The sequence below is a fragment of the Micromonospora tarensis genome (assembly GCF_016803395.1).
Lineage (GTDB): Bacteria > Actinomycetota > Actinomycetes > Mycobacteriales > Micromonosporaceae > Micromonospora > Micromonospora tarensis.
Map to the genome: position 1 here is coordinate 1 of NZ_JAEVHL010000162.1, position 15,292 is coordinate 15,292.

Below are 15,292 nucleotides of genomic sequence, written 5' to 3' on the forward strand. Positions count from 1 at the left end.
GGCCGCCGCCACCGGCCCGTCGGCGCCGGCCGGGTCGGCGTCGCGCAGGACGCCGACCAGCCGGCGCATCTCTTCCAGGGCCTGCCGGCCGGTGTCCGCGACCACCTTCACGGCGGTACGCGCCTGAGCGGGATCGCGGTCGAGCATGAACCGGGCGCCGTCCGCCTGGACGATCATCACGGCCATGCTGTGCGCGACCACGTCGTGCAGCTCGCGGGCGATGCGGGTGCGTTCCTCGGCGACCGCCGCGCGGGACTCGGCCTCCCGCTCGCGTTCCAGGGTGGTGGCCCGCTCCTCCAGGCTGAGCACGTAGAGCCGGCGGGTCCGCACGTTCAACGCGGCCAACCAGACCGCCCCGGTGACCAGGGCGTACCACAGCGCGGTCGCCCACCACTGGATGACGTTGGGGGTCTGCGCGGCGGCGAGCAGCACGCCGACGGCGGCGGCCGCGCCGGCGAGCACGCCGTCGCGGAGCCGTTCGCCGTACTTGACCACGCTGTAGAGCGCGATCAGGACGGCGACGTCGTAGACGAGTGGACCCCACTCGGCGATCACCTGGACCAGGGCGAGCGCCGCGACAGCCACCGTCACCGCGCTCGGGTGGGTGCGGCGGAACAGCAGCGCCACCGCCATCCCCACGCCGACCAGGGCGGCCGCCCAACCGCCCGGCTGGTTCACCGCCGCGACCAGGGAGAGGGGCGCCACCAGGGCGGAGACGGCCACGTCGAAGGCGACGCCACGCAGCGGGCGACCGAACACTGTGCGTCTCACGGTCACCCAGCGTACGTGCCGGGACGCCGGGTGCTCACCCCGTGCGCCCGGCCCGGGTCGGGCGGGCCTGGCTCAGCGGGCGAGAACCTCGCGCATCCGGTCGATCTCGACGGTCTGCTCGGTGGCGACGGAGTTGGCGAACTCGTTGAGGGTCAGGTCGGAGCCGACCGTGAGCAGGTTGGTGGCCAGCTCGATGGCGCCCTGGTGGTGCGCTGTCATCATCTGGACGAACAGCCGGTCGAAATCCGCGCCACGGGCCGCGGCGAGCTGCCGCATGGCCTCGGGTGACTGCATCCCGCGCATGGTGCCGTGATCGTGGCCCGGCACCTCGGCCGGCAGACCCCGGGTCTGCAACCAGCCGCGCATCATGCCCATCTCCGGCCCCTGGCTGGCCCGGATGCGCTCGGCGAGGGCCCGGACGTCGGGGTCGGCGGCCCGGCTCGGGGCCAGCTCCGCCATCGCCAGGGCCTGCGCGTGGTGCGGGATCATCATCCGGACGAACCACTCGTCCATCGAGTTGTGCGGGGCGGGGCCGACGTCGCGGACCTCGTGCGCGGCGCGGGTGGCGGCGACTCACCCGGTCGGCCGGGCGCGATGACCGTCAGGTCGGTGGGCACCGGGCTGGCCGTCGGCGACGCGGCGGCGCTGGTGGGCGCGGAGACCGGGCGCGCGGCGCCGGTACCGGCGTCGTCAGCGGAGCGGATCACGATGAACGCCACCAGCGGCAGCACGAGCGCCAGTGTGACGACCGTGAGGGTTCGTGCGCGCCGGTTGGTCATGGGCCACTCCCTGAAGTCGAGGTCATCGCGATGGTATACATTGAACAACTCGCTTTGATGTGACCCGCATCACATCGACGTTCTTCGTCGGGCGGTAACGTGTCAACCATCGTTCCCCCCTTGCGAAGGACCCCGCCGATGATCAGACTCCACATGCCACGGTTACGACAAATCCGTGTCGTGGCGCTCGCCACCACCGGCCTCCTCGTCGCCAGCGCCCTCGCTGCCCCGGCGAGCAACGCCCAGGCGGTGCCGCAGTCGGCTCCCGCCGCCGCGGCCACCAACACGATCCCCGGCGTCGACGAGATCGTGAGCAGCCCCAACCTGCGCCAGATCGCCAACGTCCCCAAGGTCGCCCCGCTGGACGCCACGAACAGCGACATCGCCTTCCAGGGCAAGTACGCGTTCGCCGGCAACTACAACGGCTTCGTCATCTACGACATCTCGCGGCCCAGCGCGCCGACGGTCAAGGCCCGGGTGCTCTGCCCGGGGTCGCAGAACGACATCTCCGTCCATGGTGACCTGCTCTTCCTCTCCACCGACTCGTCGCGCAGCGACGACTCCTGCAACAGCACCACGCAGGGAGCGGACGTGAAGGGCTCCTGGGAGGGCATCAAGGTCTTCGACATCAAGGACAAGGCCAACCCGCGCTACATCAAGTCCGTCGAGACCGCGTGCGGCTCGCACACCCACACCCTGGTGCCGGGCAAGGACCGCAAGGCGGTCTACCTGTACGTCTCGTCGTACAGCCCGCGGGCCGAGTTCCCGGACTGCCAGCCGCCGCACGACTCGATCTCCATCATCAAGGTGCCGTTGAAGAAGCCGACCGACGCGGCCGTGGTCGCGACGCCGAACCTGTTCCCGGACGGCGGTTTCCCCGGCAGCCAGAGCGGCTCGGCGACGACCGGTTGCCACGACATCACCGCCTACCCGGCGAAGGACCTGGCCGCCGGCGCCTGCATGGGTGACGGCATCCTGCTCGACATCAAGAACCGGGAGGCTCCCCGGGTCATCAACCGGGTCCGGGACGAGGTCAACTTCGCGTTCTGGCACTCGGCCACCTTCAACAACGCCGGCACCAAGGTGGTCTTCACCGACGAGCTGGGTGGTGGCGGGGCGGCGACCTGCAACGAGGCCATCGGACCGAACCGGGGCGCGGACGCCATCTACGACATCAGCGGCCGCGGTGACGCCCGGAAGATGACCTTCCGCAGCTACTACAAGATCCCGCGCAACAACGCCGACACCGAGAACTGCGTGGCGCACAACGGTTCGCTGATCCCGGTGCTCGGCAAGGACATCATGGTCCAGGCGTGGTACCAGGGCGGCATCTCGGTCTGGGACTTCACCGACTCGGCCAAGCCGAAGGAGATCGCCTTCTGGGAGCGCGGCCCGCTCTCGGCGGACACCTTCGTCGGTGGTGGCACCTGGTCCGCGTACTACTACAACGGCCACATCTACTCCAACGACATGGTGAAGGGCCTGGACGTCCTGGAGCTGAACGACTGGCGCACCTGGTCGGCCAACCTGACCCGGTACCAGGAGCTCAACGTGCAGACCCAGCCCAGCTACCTGGGCTGGTAAACACCGAGCACGACAGTCGGGCCCGGTCTCCGCAACCGCGGGGGCCGGGCCCGCATCGGCACATCGGTGACGCGGAGTAAGGGACCGTGAACCGGCAGGACCCTCGGCCGACCGTCTCGGTGGGGTCGGTCACCAGCGCAAGGGGTTGCCGGGCGATCGGTCGGCTGCTGTGCCAACGTGACCAGACGTGACCCTTGCCGCCCCGCCCGAGCCGGCCACGCGCTGGCGGCCCCATCCACTGGACCTGGTGGCGGTCGTCCTCGCCGTGCTCGGCGCGGCCTGCGCGCTGAGCGGGCTGCTGCCCCGCGCCGAGACCACCGCCACCCTGCGCCGGATCCTGCCGCTGCTGCTCTTCCTCGGCACCGTGATCGTGCTCGCGGAACTGACCGCCGTGGCCGGCGTCTTCGACGCGCTGGCCAGCCGCCTGGCCATCGCCTCCCGGGGCAGTTGGGCGGCGCTGTTCCTGCTCTGCGGCGGCCTCGCCACGCTGACCACCCTCGTGCTCAACCTCGACACCACCGCCGTGCTGCTCACCCCGGTGCTGCTCGCGTTGGCCCGGAAGCTGCGGATCCCCGCCGCGCCACTCGCCGTCACCACGGTCTGGCTGGCGAACACGGCGAGCCTGCTGCTGCCGGTCTCCAACCTGACCAACCTGCTGGCCGCCGACCGGGTCGGGCTGGCACCCCTGACGTACGCGGCCCGCATGGCGCTGCCGCAGCTCGTCGCCGTGGCGGTCACCATGGCGCTGCTCTGGTTCGGGTGGTGGCGGCGGGACCGGCCCGCCGGTGGGCGCTTCGTTCCGCCGGCCCCGCACCTGCCGGCGGACCCGGTGCTGCACCGCACCGCCCTCGCCGGCTGCCTGATCTTCGTCGTCGGCATCCTCGCCGGCGTGGAGATCGGCCTCGCGTCCACCGTCGCGGTCACGCTGGTGCTGGTCGCGGTCGTCGTCCGCTCCCCCGCCACGCTGCGCCCGGGGCTGGTGCCGGTGCGCCTGCTGCTCTTCGTCACCGGTTTGTTCCTGGTGGTGCAGACCCTCGGTCGGCACGGGCTGGACGACCTGGTGGGCACCCTGCTTGGGGCCGACGGTGGTGCGGTCGGCGCGCTGCGCGCCGGCGGCAGCGGAGCGCTGCTCGCCAACGCGCTGAACAACCTGCCCGCCTACCTGGCCGGCGAGTCGGTGCTGCCCTTCTCCGGGGTGTCCGCGCAGTAGTCCAGGTAGACCTCCCGGGCGAAACCGTCGGTGCGGTAGCCGTTCTCCTCGATCCACCGGGCGAGCGCCTGCATGCTCGGCTCGACGTCGTCCATCGCACCGTGGTGGATGATTGTCGCCGCGCTGCGCAGCCCCGGCAGGTCGCGCACCGTGACGTCGGGAGCCGCGGCCGGTTCGGCGTCGACGAGCACCCCGGCGTGGACGACGACAGCGTCGCCGCCCGCGTCGGCGGGCTCGTACCAGGCGATGCCGGGCCCGGTCGGGTTGACGCCGGCGGCCGACAACCACCGGAACAGCTCGGGGTAGACCGGTTGGATCACCGGGCCGATGTCCTCGACCTGGTAGCTGGCCGCGACAGCGGTCAGCTCCGCGACGCGGACCGGTGCAATCTCCTTGAGTACGACGTCCTGGGCGGTCATCCGACCCTCCGATCATTCGGAGCCTCGCCTCCACGGCCGCCAACCGGGCCGTGTCGGTGGCCACCTGCTCTGCCAGCTGGCTCCGGCGCAGCCGCAACATGCCGCGCAACTCGGCCACGTCGACGGCGTCATCGACGATCGCGCGCACCTGTTCCAGGGTGAGGCCCAGCTCCTTGAGGGCGATCACCCGGTTGAGCTGGCGCAGCTGGTCGGCGCGGCAGAGGCGGTAACCGGTGTGCGGGTCGACGTTAGCGGGGCGCAGCAGGCCGATGCTGTCGTAGTGGCGCAGCATCCGCACCGACACCCGGCCGAGTCTGGCGAAGTCTCCGATGGTGAACATGGTCCCCTCACACTCGTCCCTGACACCGTGTCAGAGTCAAGCGTGGCGTGCGGGGGGGGCCGTCAGTGCTGGGCCGAGCGCGGGCCGACCAGCCGGCGGACCATCGGAGCGGCGTTCCACCTGGCCGCGCCGACCAGGTCGCGGGCGTGCTCCAGGACGGTGTAGTCGGGTCGGGTCAACCCGTCGGCGATGGCCCGGTCCAGGTCGTTGCCGCAGCGGCTCAGCACACTGTCGAAGTCCCGGCGGACCGGCTCCTGCAGGTCGTAGCCGAACGAGCGGTGCAGCCGGGCGAAGAGCGGCTTGTACAGCCGGACCCGCTCGTGCAGACCCGACGAGTACGACATCGGGTTCTTCCGACGGCGAAGGATGTAGTCGGGCAGCACGTCCGCGAACGCCCGCCGGACGATCCACTTCTCCTGGCCGTGGCGCAGCTTCAGCTCCAACGGCAGTCGCATCGCCAGCTCCACCACGCTGAGGTCGAGAAACGGCAGCCGGGCCTCCACGCCGTTTCCCATGGCCGCCCGGTCGACCCGCTGCAACTCGGTCCGGCACAGGTTGCGGATCCGGTGCAGGAACAGCCGGCGGGCCGCGGCGGGGGCGACCTGGTGGTACATCGGGTACCCGCCGAACAACTCGTCGGAGCCGTCACCGGTCAGCACCACCTTGATGCCCAGGTCACGGAGCCGCCGGAAGATCGGCACCGAGACGACCGCGTTGATGATGTCGCCGTACTCGGTCAGCTCGCAGATCCGGATCGCCTCGCGGACGTCGGCGAGCCGGATGTCGCGCGGACCCAGCTCGACCACGACGTGCGGCACGTCGAGGTCGGCGGCGAGCCGCCGGGCGTACGCCACGTCCGGGCTGTCCGCCGCGCCCACCGTCACCGCGACGCAGTCCGGGTGGATGTCGCGCACCTGGCGCAGCGTCACCGAGCTGTCCAGGCCACCGGAGAGCACCACCCCCACGGTCAGGTCGGTCTCCACCCGCATCCGGATGGCGTCGCTCAACGCGGCACGGACCAGCAGCGCCGCCTCGTCCGGGTCGTCGACAACCGGCAGGCCGTCGCCGATGGTGAACAGGTCGACGTACGGGCTCAGTCGCAGGTGCCCGTCGGCATCCGCCCAGCCGTGCTGCCCGGGTGGCACCTCGGCGATCGGCGCGCCGTGCCCGACCAGCGCCTTGACCTCGGAGGCGAGGTGCAGGCAGCCGGGCCGGCGGGACCAGTACAGCGGCTTGACCCCGAGCGGGTCGCGGGCCAGGTACGCCCGGCCGGTGGCCCGCTCGACGACCGCGAAGGCGTACTCACCGCGCAGCCGGGTCACCGCCGCCTCGCCCCACTGCTCGAACGCGGCGAGCAGCACCTCGGTGTCGCCCTCGGTCCGGAAGACCCGACCCAGGCGGGTCAGCTGCGCCCGCAGCTCGCGGTAGTTGAAGATCTCGCCGTTGAAGCAGAGCAGCCAGCGCTCGTCGGTCGACGTCCACGGCTGCACCGCCCGGTCCCGGTCGACGACCCGCAGCCGACGGGTTCCGGCGAGCAGCCCGTTCTCGGAGCGGGTCTCGGTCACCTCACCGCGCGGGGCGAGGGTGGCGAGCATCCGCCGGAAGGTCGCCGGGTCGGCCTCGGGGCCGATGCTCAACGCGATGCCGCACATCGGGTCAGATCCCCATCTCGGCCTCGTAGGCGCGGCGTAGCCGACGCCGGGCGGTCGGCGCGAGACACAGGTGCCAGGCCTGCCCCTCGTCGATCACGTTCAGCTCCCCGGACTCCTGCCGGGCCAGCAGCAGCTCCGCCAGGGTGTCGCGGGCACCGAACCGCTCGAACCAGGCCAGCTCGACGTCGACCGAGTAGCCGAGGCAGTGCCCGCTGGGCAGCATCGCGGCGTAGCCCAGGCGACGCAGCCGGTACTGGTGCTCGGCGCTGCGGACCAGGCTGGTCACCCAGAGCGGCGGGGTGGCCGGCGGCGCGGCGGCGGCGAACTCCCGGCCGATGTCGTTGAGCAGCGCCACCACCTCACGCCGGGCGCGCCGGAACAGCAGCCCGGCGGTGTGCGGGGTGGCGTCGGTCGGAGCCGGCGGCGCAGTCCCCGCGCGGCCCGGCCCAGCATGCTGGCGGGCTGCTCCTGGTAGCGGAAGCGCAGCAGGTCGCGGCGACGCAGCCACTCGAGGTCGACCAGGTCCGCGCTGCCGTTGACCTGGTCGTCGGTGACGAAGGTCGGGGCGTCCTGCCACCACAGCACGTCGACGCGGGAGAGCAGGTAGATCCGGACCAGCGCGGTCAGATCACCCGCCGAGGTACGCGGGTTCGGCTGGTAACGGGCCATCTCCAGCAGCAGCGTCTCGCGCGCGCCGACCAGTCCCTGCGGGGTGGCGTCGAGGACCGCGGCGAGCGCCGGCTCCCGCAGTCGCTCGTCGATGAGCACCTGGCGCGCCTGGGTGCTCGGCGCGTCGGCCAGGGCACCGACCTCGACCAGCAGCTCGGCGACCGCGCCGCGGTAGGCGGCGAGATCCGGAGTGGGGGCGGGCGGGCGGCGAGGTGTGGTGCCGGAGGGCCGACGTCGAGCCGGGGCGGTGGGCGACACGGACGGACCGGGCTGCTGTCCCGGCCCACGGCTGGGCATTCGCATGACGGATCCCTCCCTCCGGTCACCACACCGGGTGTTTGCCCTGAAACACACCATAATCGTGGGGACCGGAACGGACCGAACAATCCTCCTATCTCACCCCGAGGAGACCGTGACGACCACCCACCCGCGCGGCCCTCGGGACGTCCGGGCCTCGCCTCGCCGCGGCGGGGCAACCGCCCGACGGCCGCCGCGCTCAGCCGATCTGGTGCAGCACCGGGACGATCCGGAAGTCGACGCTGGCCTGGTCGATGGTCGCGTGCACCGGTGAGTCGGCCATCTCGGTCATGATCCCTGATGCGCTGCGCCGGCCGTCCGCGACCGAGTCCCAGGCGACGATGTCGGTGATCGTGCCATCATCGGCCTCGGTGATGCGGCGCCAGCGGAAGCCGGGCTGGCGTCGCAGGTAGTCGTCGATGTCCTTGTTGGACCTGACGAAGTCGGCACCGGTACGGCCGGGGACGAGCCGGAAGGTCGTCATCTCAAGCGCCTCACTCATGATCGTTCTCCTCGTGCCTGGTCAGCCCTGCGCGGTGGACCGCATGACGATCTCGTTGACGTCGACGGTGTCCGGCTGTGCGATCGCGTGGGCGATGGCGTCGGCCACCGCGGCGGCCGGCATGCCGAGTTCGTCGGTCGCCGCCCGAGCGGCGGCCTGGATCTGCGGGTCCCCGCCGTGCTGGGTGAGCTCGGGACCTCTGGGCGGACCAGACCGTGCGCGGTCTGACCAGGATGTTCAAGGTGGTGCAGCACCCGGCCGCCGGACGGATCGAGTTGACGTACCAGACGTTCGACGTCCGTGACGCGCCCGGACAGCAGCTCCTGGTCGGCACGCCGGAGCCGGGGAGCCGCAGCGCCGAGGCCCTCGCCGCCCTGGTCGCCGCGTCCCGCCCCGGCTGAACCGGGGCGGGCTCCGAGCGTTCGGCCGGGCGGCCGGCGTGGCCGTGGGTGACTCGGCCGGGGGCGTCGTCAGCGCCGGTGTGGACGGTCTCGGCGGTTGCTCAACGTCGCCGCCCGCTGATCCCCCGCTGACCGGCGGCGTTCCGCCACCAGAGCCTGCACCTCGGCGTACGCCGGCAGCTCCGCCGGCGGTCCGACCTCGCCCGCGCGTACCCCGTCGGCGGTGGCCAGCGCGGCGGCCAGCGCGGCCCGGAACAGCAGGGAGCCGGTGCTGACCCGGGCCATCCCGGCGGCAGCCAGTTCGGCCAACCCTGGCCCGCCCGGCTGGTACAGCGCGTTCACCGGGGCGTCGATCCGTTCGGTGAGCACCCGCAGCATGGCCAGCTCCACGAGGCCGGGCACGAAGATCCCGTCGGCGCCGGCGGCCCGGTAGGCACGGGCACGCGCGAGAGTCCGCGGCAACGGGTCGTCCGTTCCGAGCCACCAGGTGTCGACGCGGGCGTTGACGAACAGGTCCGGCACCGCCGCCTTCACCGCCGCGACCTTGTCAGCGATGCTGCCGGGGTCGGCGAGGGAACCGTCGGCACGGCCGTCCTCCAGGTTGATCCCGACCACGCCGAGCCCGGCCAGCTCCGCCACGTAGCCGGCGACCTCCGCCGGGTCGTCGCTGAAACCGGCCTCCACGTCCACGCTGAGCAGCACCGGCGGCCGGACCAACCGGCGGGCCAGGGCCAGGGTCTCCCCGGCGGTGGCCGCCGCGCCGTCGGGAAGACCGGCGGCCGCGGCGACCCCCAGGCTGGTGGTGCCGATCGCCGGGTGGCCCCGCGCGGCGAGCGCCGCCGCCGAGGCGTGGTCCCAGGCGTGCACCAGCAGCAGGGGCCCCGCACCGTGGTGCAGGGCGCGGAACGTCGCGCGATGGTCGGTCATCGAACGCTCACCTCCATGATCACGGGGAGCCGCAGGGTCGGGTGCGGCTCGTGGCACAGGTCGGCTCGGGTGCGCCGGCAGCGCTCCCGCAGCACGTCGAGCACCCGCCGGCGAGGGCCAGGGCGGATGGCCCCGATCATCGCCCCGACCGCGGCGGCCCGGCCGACCGGGTCCGCCCCGCGCTGCCGCGCGTCATCCGATCGTCGCGGTCAGACCCTCTCCGTGCCGCCCCTCGGTGAGGAGAGCCTCGATGCGGGCGGCCACCTCGGACAGACCACCGTCGCCCACCCGTCGACCGGCACGAAGCTCCAGGAGCTGACGCAGGACCGTGAGATGCTCGACGAGGTTCGCGGGGCCCGCCGGGTAGGTGGCGCCGAGCAGTTCGGAGACGGTGGCGGGGGCTCCCGCGACCACGTGGCCGAGTTGACGCACCGCCGGGTCGGAGAACCCGACGACGTCGATGCCGGCCTCCCGCACAAGGTCGAGAGCCCGCAGCAGGCCCACCTGGGCGTCGTACCAGAGACCGAACAGGGCGAGGTCCCAGACCGCGGCCGCGTCGGGCCTGTCCCCGACGAAACGGGCGGTGCCCAGCATCGCCAGGGTGGCGCGGTGCTGGGCGAACGCGGCTGGAGAGCCGCTGTACACAATGGTCGCCGTGCCCGCGCCGATCACGTCGGGCGAGGCCTGGAGGCCCGCGTCATGTCCACCGCCGTGGCGGTCCGGCTCGCTGTGCGGTTCCACACCGTCACGTCCCGTCCGGCGGCCCGCAGCCGGCCTACCAGGGCGCTCCCGATGGCCCCCGTGCCGACCACCGCGACCGGGTCTGCTGATCCTTCAATGTCCGCCATGACGGTCATCCTCGATGGTGAACCTCACTTGAGGTCAAGCCGGAGTGGACCGCCCTGTCGCGCCCGGGTCAGCGGGGTCACGGTTCGGTCTGTGCCGTCGTAGCTGCGGGCCGCGACGAACACGCCCGTCGGGCGCTGTCCACCGGCGACGGCCCGGGCCCGCCGCAGGTCAGCGTCGCGGAACCGCAGCGCCAGGCTGAGGTGCGGCACCCACGCGTCCGGAGCGTGCCACGGACGCTGTCCCTCGGCCTCGGCGAGGACGTCCCAGACGGCGGCGTGCAGCGCGGTCAGCGGCGGCGTCGGCCGGATGAGCCAGACCAGCGGAGCGCTGCCGTCGAGGACGACGACCCGGTCGAGGGTGACCGGCACCGGTAGCGCGCTGTCGAACACCTCGGCCAGGCGGTGCTCGGCTCCGGGTGGGAAGTCGTCCACCGCGGCGAGGGTGAGGTGCGGACGGTTGGTCGGATGGTGGTTGCGGGCCAGGCTGGGCAGCCCCGCCGCCGCCAACCGCTCCCAGGCGGCCCGCACCTCGGTCTCCAACTCGACCGAGCAGACCAGTTCCACGGTACGCACCCGCCCACGCTAGCCGTGGCGGCGCGGGCCACGCCGACGGGTCAGAGCCAGCCGTTGTCCCGGGCGGTACGGACCGCCTCCGCCCGGTCGGTCGCGCCGAGCTTCTGCACGGCGGCGGAGAGGTGGTTGCGCACGGTACCGGTGGACAGGTGCACCCGCCGGGCGATCACCGCGACCGGGGCGCCGACCTCGGCCAGCCGCAGCGTCTCCAGCTCACGGGGAGTCAGCGGACACGGGGGCAGGGTCAGCGCGTCGGCGGCCAGCGACGGGTCGACGTAGCGGCCACCGGTGTGCACCCGGCGAATCACGTCGGCGAGGGCGCCACCGGGCGAACCCTTCGGCAGGAACCCCCGGGCGCCGGCGGTCAGCGCCTGGCGCAGATGCCCGGGACGGCCGTGCCCGGTCAGCACGACCACCGCGCATTCGGGTCGGGCCCGGGTCAGCTCGGCGGCCACCGCGATACCGTCCAGACCGGGCATCTCCAGATCCACCACCGCCACGTCCGGGCGGTGCGCGAGCGTCGCGGTGACCGCTGTCGGCCCGTCCGCGGCCTGTGCCACCACCTCCATGTCGGGCTCCAGGGCGAGCAGCGCGGCGACCGCGACCCGGATCAGGTCCTCGTCGTCGGCGAGCAGGACGCGGATCATGACGGCACCGGCACGGTGACCTCGACAGTGAACACCGCGTCCTGGCGGTGCACGCGCAACGCGCCGCCGGCGGCGGCGAGCCGGTCGGCCAACCCGCGCAGCCCATGGCTGTGCGCGTCCGGGCCACCGTCGTCGGCACCGTCGTTGGCGATCGTCATCCTGGCCATGTCCTTCTCCCGGTCGATGCGGATCCGACACCAGCCGGCCCGGCTGTGCCGCAGCACGTTGGTGCCCGCCTCGCGCAGCACCGCCGCCAGCTCGCTGGCGACGGGCTGCGGCAGGTCGACGGGGGGCGGCGACACCGTGCAGCGCACCCCGCAGGAGCGCAGCACCCCGGCCACCGCCGCGAGCTGGTCGTCGAGGTCGACGGCGTGGTAGCCGTGCACGGTCTCCCGGACCTCGGTCAGCGCCGACGCGGCCAGCCGCTGCACCTCGGCGGCCTCCCGGCCGGCGCGCTCCGGGTCGACCGGGGCGAGCCGGGCGGCGAGTTCGGCCTTCAGGGCGATCACCGTGAGGCTGTGCCCCAGCACGTCGTGCACGTCCCGGGCGAAGCGCAGCCGCTCCTCGGCGGCGGCCAGTCGGGCCTGCGCCGCCTGGCCCTGCCGGGCGTCCACCAGGAGATCCCAGAACCAGACCTGGAAGCCGTTGACCGCCGCGACGGCCACCCCGATCCCGGCGGTCACCACCAGGTGACGGACGACGGAAGCACCGGTCCACCCGGCGACGGCCACCGACACCAGCAGGACGGCGGCTGCCACCGCGAGCGCGGCCCGCCACCGGACGAGCAGCGGCGCCATGCCGATCAGCGCCGCCCCGAGCCAGGCCCAGGTCGGCCAGGCGCCGGCCGCCACCGGCCCCACCAGCGGAACGGTCAGCACCGCCGCCCCGGCCAGACCCAGGTGGGCGCGGCGACGCCAGCGCGGATCGAGCCACGGCGTCACGGCGGCGTACAGCACGGCGGTCTGGGCGATCACGAAGGCGAGAACGCCCACCGCGCCGAGCGCCGCCCGGCGCGCATCGGGCTCGCGGGTCACACCGACCGCTGGCAGCAGGACACTCGCCCAGACGCCGGTGACGAGCGACAGCAGCGTCGCCTGGCGGGCCCGGCGCAACCGGCGGTCCGCCCGGGGAGTCCCCGCCTCGCTCAGCACGCACCGATCCTAGGACCGGCCCGCGCCCGGTCCACCCCTGCGAGATGTCACTGTCGGACCGTGCGGCCCGCACGGTTTTCCGGTGACGGACGCGTCTGCCCCTACCGCCGCGCCGCCGGCAGGGTCGTAGGCATGAACAGAACACGGATGTACGCGGACACCGCACCCGTCGTACCGTCGGCCGGGTCCGTGCCGACCGGTCAGCCGGGTCCCCCGGTTCCGGCGGCGACCGGCGGCGGGCGGGGGTGGTGGTGGCACCTCGGTGAGATGGCGCTCGCGATGCTCGTCGGGATGCTGCTGCTCGGCCCGCTGTGGGACGCGGCCGGCACCCTGCTCGGGGTCGGCGCGACGCTGGGCCGTCCGGAGGTGGCCGCGCTGGTGATGGCCACCAACATGACCATCGGCATGACGGTGTGGATGCGCTACCGGGCGCACCACTGGCGCGGGGTCGTCGAGATGGCCGCCGCGATGTACGTCCCGTTCCTGCTGCTGGTCGTACCGTATCGGGCCGGCCTGCTCGACGGTGACGGGCTGCTGCTCGGCGGTCATCTGCTGATGGTGCCGGCGATGGTGCTGGTGGCGGTGCGGCATCGGCACGAGACGCCGGCGCTGGTGCGCCGGCACCCGGCTGTGCTGGCGCTCGCCCGCCGTTGGCCGACCGGGTTGGCGCTGCTGATGACAGTCGACGTGTGGGTCGACCCGAGGGTGCTCAGTGCGTGGACGATGCTGGTGCTGCCCGCCGGGTACCTGCTGATCGGTGTGGCCCGCCGGACACTGCGCGGGCCGGGCGTGCTCGCCACCCAGCTCGCCGGTCTGGCCGCCTGGCTGACCCTGACGCTGGTCGCGGTCGCGGCCGGTGGGCGGACCGCCGCCTGGCTGGTGGCCCTCGGCTGGCTGGCGCACGCCGGCTGGGACCTCGTCCAGCACCGCACCGCCCGGGTGGTGCCGCGCGGCTACACGGAGTGGTGCGGGGTGCTCGACGTAGCCCTCGCCGGCAGCATGATCCTGGCCATCCTGAGCACCGGCGGCTGACCGGAGCGGGGGTGCGCCGGTTCTTGTGCCGGTCGGCGCAACGGCCCGGACGGCGTGATGAAAGGCTTGGCCCATGAGTTCCGCACCTGCACAGCACGACGTACCAACTGACGCCACCCCCGCCGGCACCGACGAGGTGAGCGCGTTCACCGAGCTCGGGCTGCGCGCCGAGCTGCTGGGCGCGCTCGCCAGCCTCGGGTACGAAGAGCCGACCCCCATCCAGCGGGAGGCGATTCCGCCGCTGCTGGAGGGTCGGGACCTGCTGGGGCAGGCCGCCACCGGCACCGGCAAGACGGCGGCGTTCGCGCTGCCGCTGCTGAACCTCATGACGGCACACCGCAACGGCGGCGACCCGGTGGCGTTGGTGCTGGTGCCGACCCGGGAGTTGGCCGTGCAGGTCTCCGAGGCGTTCCACCGCTACGGCAAGGATCTGGGCGCCCGGGTGCTGCCGATCTACGGTGGGCAGCCGATCGGGCGGCAGTTGCGGGCCCTGGACAGCGGCGTCGATGTGGTGGTGGCCACCCCGGGTCGGGCGCTCGACCACATCGCCCGGGGCACCCTGCGGTTGGGTGGGTTGGCCACGGTGGTGCTCGACGAGGCCGACGAGATGCTCGACATGGGTTTCGCCGAGGACATCGAGGCGATCCTGGAGCACGCCCCGGCGCAGCGGCAGACGGTGCTCTTCTCGGCCACCATGCCGTCGCGCATCGACGGGATGGCGCGCCAGCACCTGCGGGAGCCGGTCCGGATCGAGATCGGCCGGGAGCAACCGGTCGCCGGCGAGGCGCCCCGGGTACGGCAGAGCGCCTACATCGTGACCCGGGCGCACAAGCCGGCCGCGTTGGGCCGGGTGCTGGACGTGGAGTCCCCGACGGCGGCGATCGTGTTCTGCCGCAGCCGGGAGGAGGTCGACCGGCTGACCGAGACGATGAACGGCCGGGGTTACCGCTCCGAGGCGCTGCACGGCGGGATGAGCCAGGAGCAGCGCGACCGGGTCATGGGCCGGCTGCGGGCGGGCACCGCCGACCTGCTGGTGGCCACCGACGTGGCGGCCCGGGGGCTGGACGTCGAGCAGCTCACCCACGTCGTCAACTACGACGTCCCGTCCGCCCCCGAGTCGTACGTGCACCGGATCGGCCGGGTGGGCCGGGCCGGGCGCGAGGGCGTGGCGATCACCCTCGCCGAACCGCGCGAGCACCGGATGCTCAAGACCATCGAGCGGGTGACCGGCCAGCGGATCACCATCGACAAGATCCCGACGGTGGCGGACATGCGTACCCGCCGGCTGGAGCTGACCCAGGGGGCACTTCGGGAGAGCCTGCTGGAGGACGACCTCGACCCGTACCGGGTGATCGTGGAGACGCTGACCGACGAGTTCGACCTGATGGAGGTCGCCCTGGCCGCGGTGAAGCTGGCCCACGAGGTGACGTCGCCGGGCTCCGACGACGAGGAGGAGATCCCGCAGGTCCCGGTGCGCGGGCCCCGCGAGG

14 protein-coding genes and 4 pseudogenes are annotated in these 15,292 nt (G+C 73.1%); 5 read left to right on the forward strand and 13 right to left on the reverse strand.

Annotated features, from left to right (window positions below; genetic code table 11):
- Both JM949_RS24835 and JM949_RS24840 read right to left on the reverse strand, forming a co-directional pair.
- A partial coding sequence (locus tag JM949_RS24835; protein ID WP_203150712.1) for a sensor histidine kinase occupies positions 1-777 on the reverse strand: 777 nt, incomplete at its 3' end.
- Positions 778-843: 66 nt separating this feature from the next.
- Positions 844-1,550 (reverse strand): annotated as a pseudogene (locus JM949_RS24840) (DUF305 domain-containing protein).
- A 138-nt stretch (positions 1,551-1,688) separates the two neighbouring features.
- Between JM949_RS24840 and JM949_RS24845 the strand changes: the two are divergent.
- Positions 1,689-3,134, forward strand: coding sequence for an LVIVD repeat-containing protein (locus JM949_RS24845; protein ID WP_203150713.1), 1,446 nt, complete (start codon positions 1,689-1,691; stop codon positions 3,132-3,134).
- A gap of 187 nt (positions 3,135-3,321) precedes the next feature.
- Positions 3,322-4,344 carry an ArsB/NhaD family transporter gene (locus JM949_RS24850; protein ID WP_309232312.1) on the forward strand — a complete coding sequence of 341 codons (1,023 nt, stop codon included), beginning with the start codon at positions 3,322-3,324 and terminating at the stop codon, positions 4,342-4,344.
- Here the strand turns inward: JM949_RS24850 and JM949_RS24855 are convergent.
- The 4 genes and pseudogenes from JM949_RS24855 to JM949_RS24870 all read right to left on the reverse strand — a co-directional run bounded on the left by JM949_RS24855 (position 4,293) and on the right by JM949_RS24870 (position 8,223).
- Positions 4,293-5,103, reverse strand: a pseudogene (locus JM949_RS24855) (MerR family transcriptional regulator). The gene JM949_RS24850 and the pseudogene JM949_RS24855 overlap by 52 nt on opposite strands.
- Positions 5,104-5,165: 62 nt before the next feature.
- On the reverse strand, positions 5,166-6,755 hold the full coding sequence (locus JM949_RS24860; protein ID WP_203150714.1) for an asparagine synthetase B family protein: 1,590 nt from the start codon (positions 6,753-6,755) through the stop codon (positions 5,166-5,168).
- 4 nt (positions 6,756-6,759) lie between these two features.
- A pseudogene (locus JM949_RS24865) lies at positions 6,760-7,727 on the reverse strand (DUF5715 family protein).
- Between the two features lie 193 nt (positions 7,728-7,920).
- Positions 7,921-8,223: a hypothetical protein gene (locus tag JM949_RS24870; RefSeq protein WP_203150715.1), complete on the reverse strand. Its 303-nt coding sequence runs from the start codon at positions 8,221-8,223 to the stop codon at positions 7,921-7,923.
- 203 nt (positions 8,224-8,426) lie between these two features.
- Here JM949_RS24870 and JM949_RS24875 point away from each other — a divergent pair.
- A pseudogene (locus JM949_RS24875) lies at positions 8,427-8,624 on the forward strand (MmyB family transcriptional regulator); the annotation flags it as partial.
- A gap of 69 nt (positions 8,625-8,693) precedes the next feature.
- On the opposite strand, the gene JM949_RS24880 reads toward JM949_RS24875, so the two are convergent.
- Genes JM949_RS24880 through JM949_RS24910 form a run of 7 tightly spaced genes read right to left on the reverse strand, consistent with a single transcriptional unit; the run spans position 8,694 to position 12,770 of the window.
- A complete protein-coding gene (locus JM949_RS24880) occupies positions 8,694-9,551 on the reverse strand; it encodes an isocitrate lyase/PEP mutase family protein (protein ID WP_203150716.1) in 858 nt (285 codons plus the stop codon).
- Positions 9,548-9,691, reverse strand: coding sequence for a hypothetical protein (locus JM949_RS24885; RefSeq protein ID WP_203150717.1), 144 nt, complete (start codon positions 9,689-9,691; stop codon positions 9,548-9,550). Before JM949_RS24885 ends, JM949_RS24880 begins: the two co-directional genes overlap by 4 nt.
- Positions 9,692-9,743: 52 nt before the next feature.
- Entirely contained in the window at positions 9,744-10,292 is a 549-nt protein-coding gene (locus JM949_RS24890) for an NAD(P)-binding domain-containing protein (RefSeq protein ID WP_203150725.1), read from the reverse strand.
- A complete protein-coding gene (locus JM949_RS39930) occupies positions 10,220-10,408 on the reverse strand; it encodes a 2-dehydropantoate 2-reductase N-terminal domain-containing protein (protein WP_407664818.1) in 189 nt (62 codons plus the stop codon). Before JM949_RS39930 ends, JM949_RS24890 begins: the two co-directional genes overlap by 73 nt.
- 15 nt (positions 10,409-10,423) lie before the next feature.
- The gene (locus JM949_RS24900; RefSeq protein WP_203150719.1) at positions 10,424-10,972 is read right to left on the reverse strand and encodes a 2'-5' RNA ligase family protein; all 549 of its coding nucleotides are present in this window, start codon (positions 10,970-10,972) and stop codon (positions 10,424-10,426) included.
- A gap of 41 nt (positions 10,973-11,013) precedes the next feature.
- Positions 11,014-11,619: a response regulator transcription factor gene (locus tag JM949_RS24905; protein ID WP_203150720.1), complete on the reverse strand. Its 606-nt coding sequence runs from the start codon at positions 11,617-11,619 to the stop codon at positions 11,014-11,016.
- Positions 11,616-12,770 carry a sensor histidine kinase gene (locus tag JM949_RS24910; RefSeq protein WP_203150721.1) on the reverse strand — a complete coding sequence of 385 codons (1,155 nt, stop codon included), beginning with the start codon at positions 12,768-12,770 and terminating at the stop codon, positions 11,616-11,618. Before JM949_RS24910 ends, JM949_RS24905 begins: the two co-directional genes overlap by 4 nt.
- A gap of 132 nt (positions 12,771-12,902) precedes the next feature.
- Between JM949_RS24910 and JM949_RS24915 the strand changes: the two genes are divergently transcribed.
- Both JM949_RS24915 and JM949_RS24920 read left to right on the forward strand, forming a co-directional pair.
- Positions 12,903-13,802 (forward strand): hypothetical protein, encoded by a 900-nt coding sequence (locus JM949_RS24915; RefSeq protein WP_203150722.1) that lies wholly within the window; start codon positions 12,903-12,905, stop codon positions 13,800-13,802.
- Positions 13,803-13,875: 73 nt separating this feature from the next.
- On the forward strand, positions 13,876-15,292 hold a 1,417-nt coding region (locus JM949_RS24920), incomplete at its 3' end, for a DEAD/DEAH box helicase (protein ID WP_203150723.1).

What these genes read in the sequence shown, in the direction of transcription:
- JM949_RS24880 (WP_203150716.1), bottom strand. Translation starts at nt 9,551, where the DNA reads ATGACCGACCATCGCGCGACGTTCCGCGCCCTGCACCACGGTGCGGGG.
- JM949_RS24905 (WP_203150720.1), bottom strand. Translation starts at nt 11,619, where the DNA reads ATGATCCGCGTCCTGCTCGCCGACGACGAGGACCTGATCCGGGTCGCG.
- JM949_RS24870 (WP_203150715.1), bottom strand. Translation starts at nt 8,223, where the DNA reads ATGAGTGAGGCGCTTGAGATGACGACCTTCCGGCTCGTCCCCGGCCGT.
- JM949_RS24885 (WP_203150717.1), bottom strand. Translation starts at nt 9,691, where the DNA reads ATGATCGGGGCCATCCGCCCTGGCCCTCGCCGGCGGGTGCTCGACGTG.
- JM949_RS24860 (WP_203150714.1), bottom strand. Translation starts at nt 6,755, where the DNA reads ATGTGCGGCATCGCGTTGAGCATCGGCCCCGAGGCCGACCCGGCGACC.
- JM949_RS24845 (WP_203150713.1), top strand. Translation starts at nt 1,689, where the DNA reads ATGATCAGACTCCACATGCCACGGTTACGACAAATCCGTGTCGTGGCG.
- JM949_RS39930 (WP_407664818.1), bottom strand. Translation starts at nt 10,408, where the DNA reads ATGACCGTCATGGCGGACATTGAAGGATCAGCAGACCCGGTCGCGGTG.
- JM949_RS24915 (WP_203150722.1), top strand. Translation starts at nt 12,903, where the DNA reads ATGAACAGAACACGGATGTACGCGGACACCGCACCCGTCGTACCGTCG.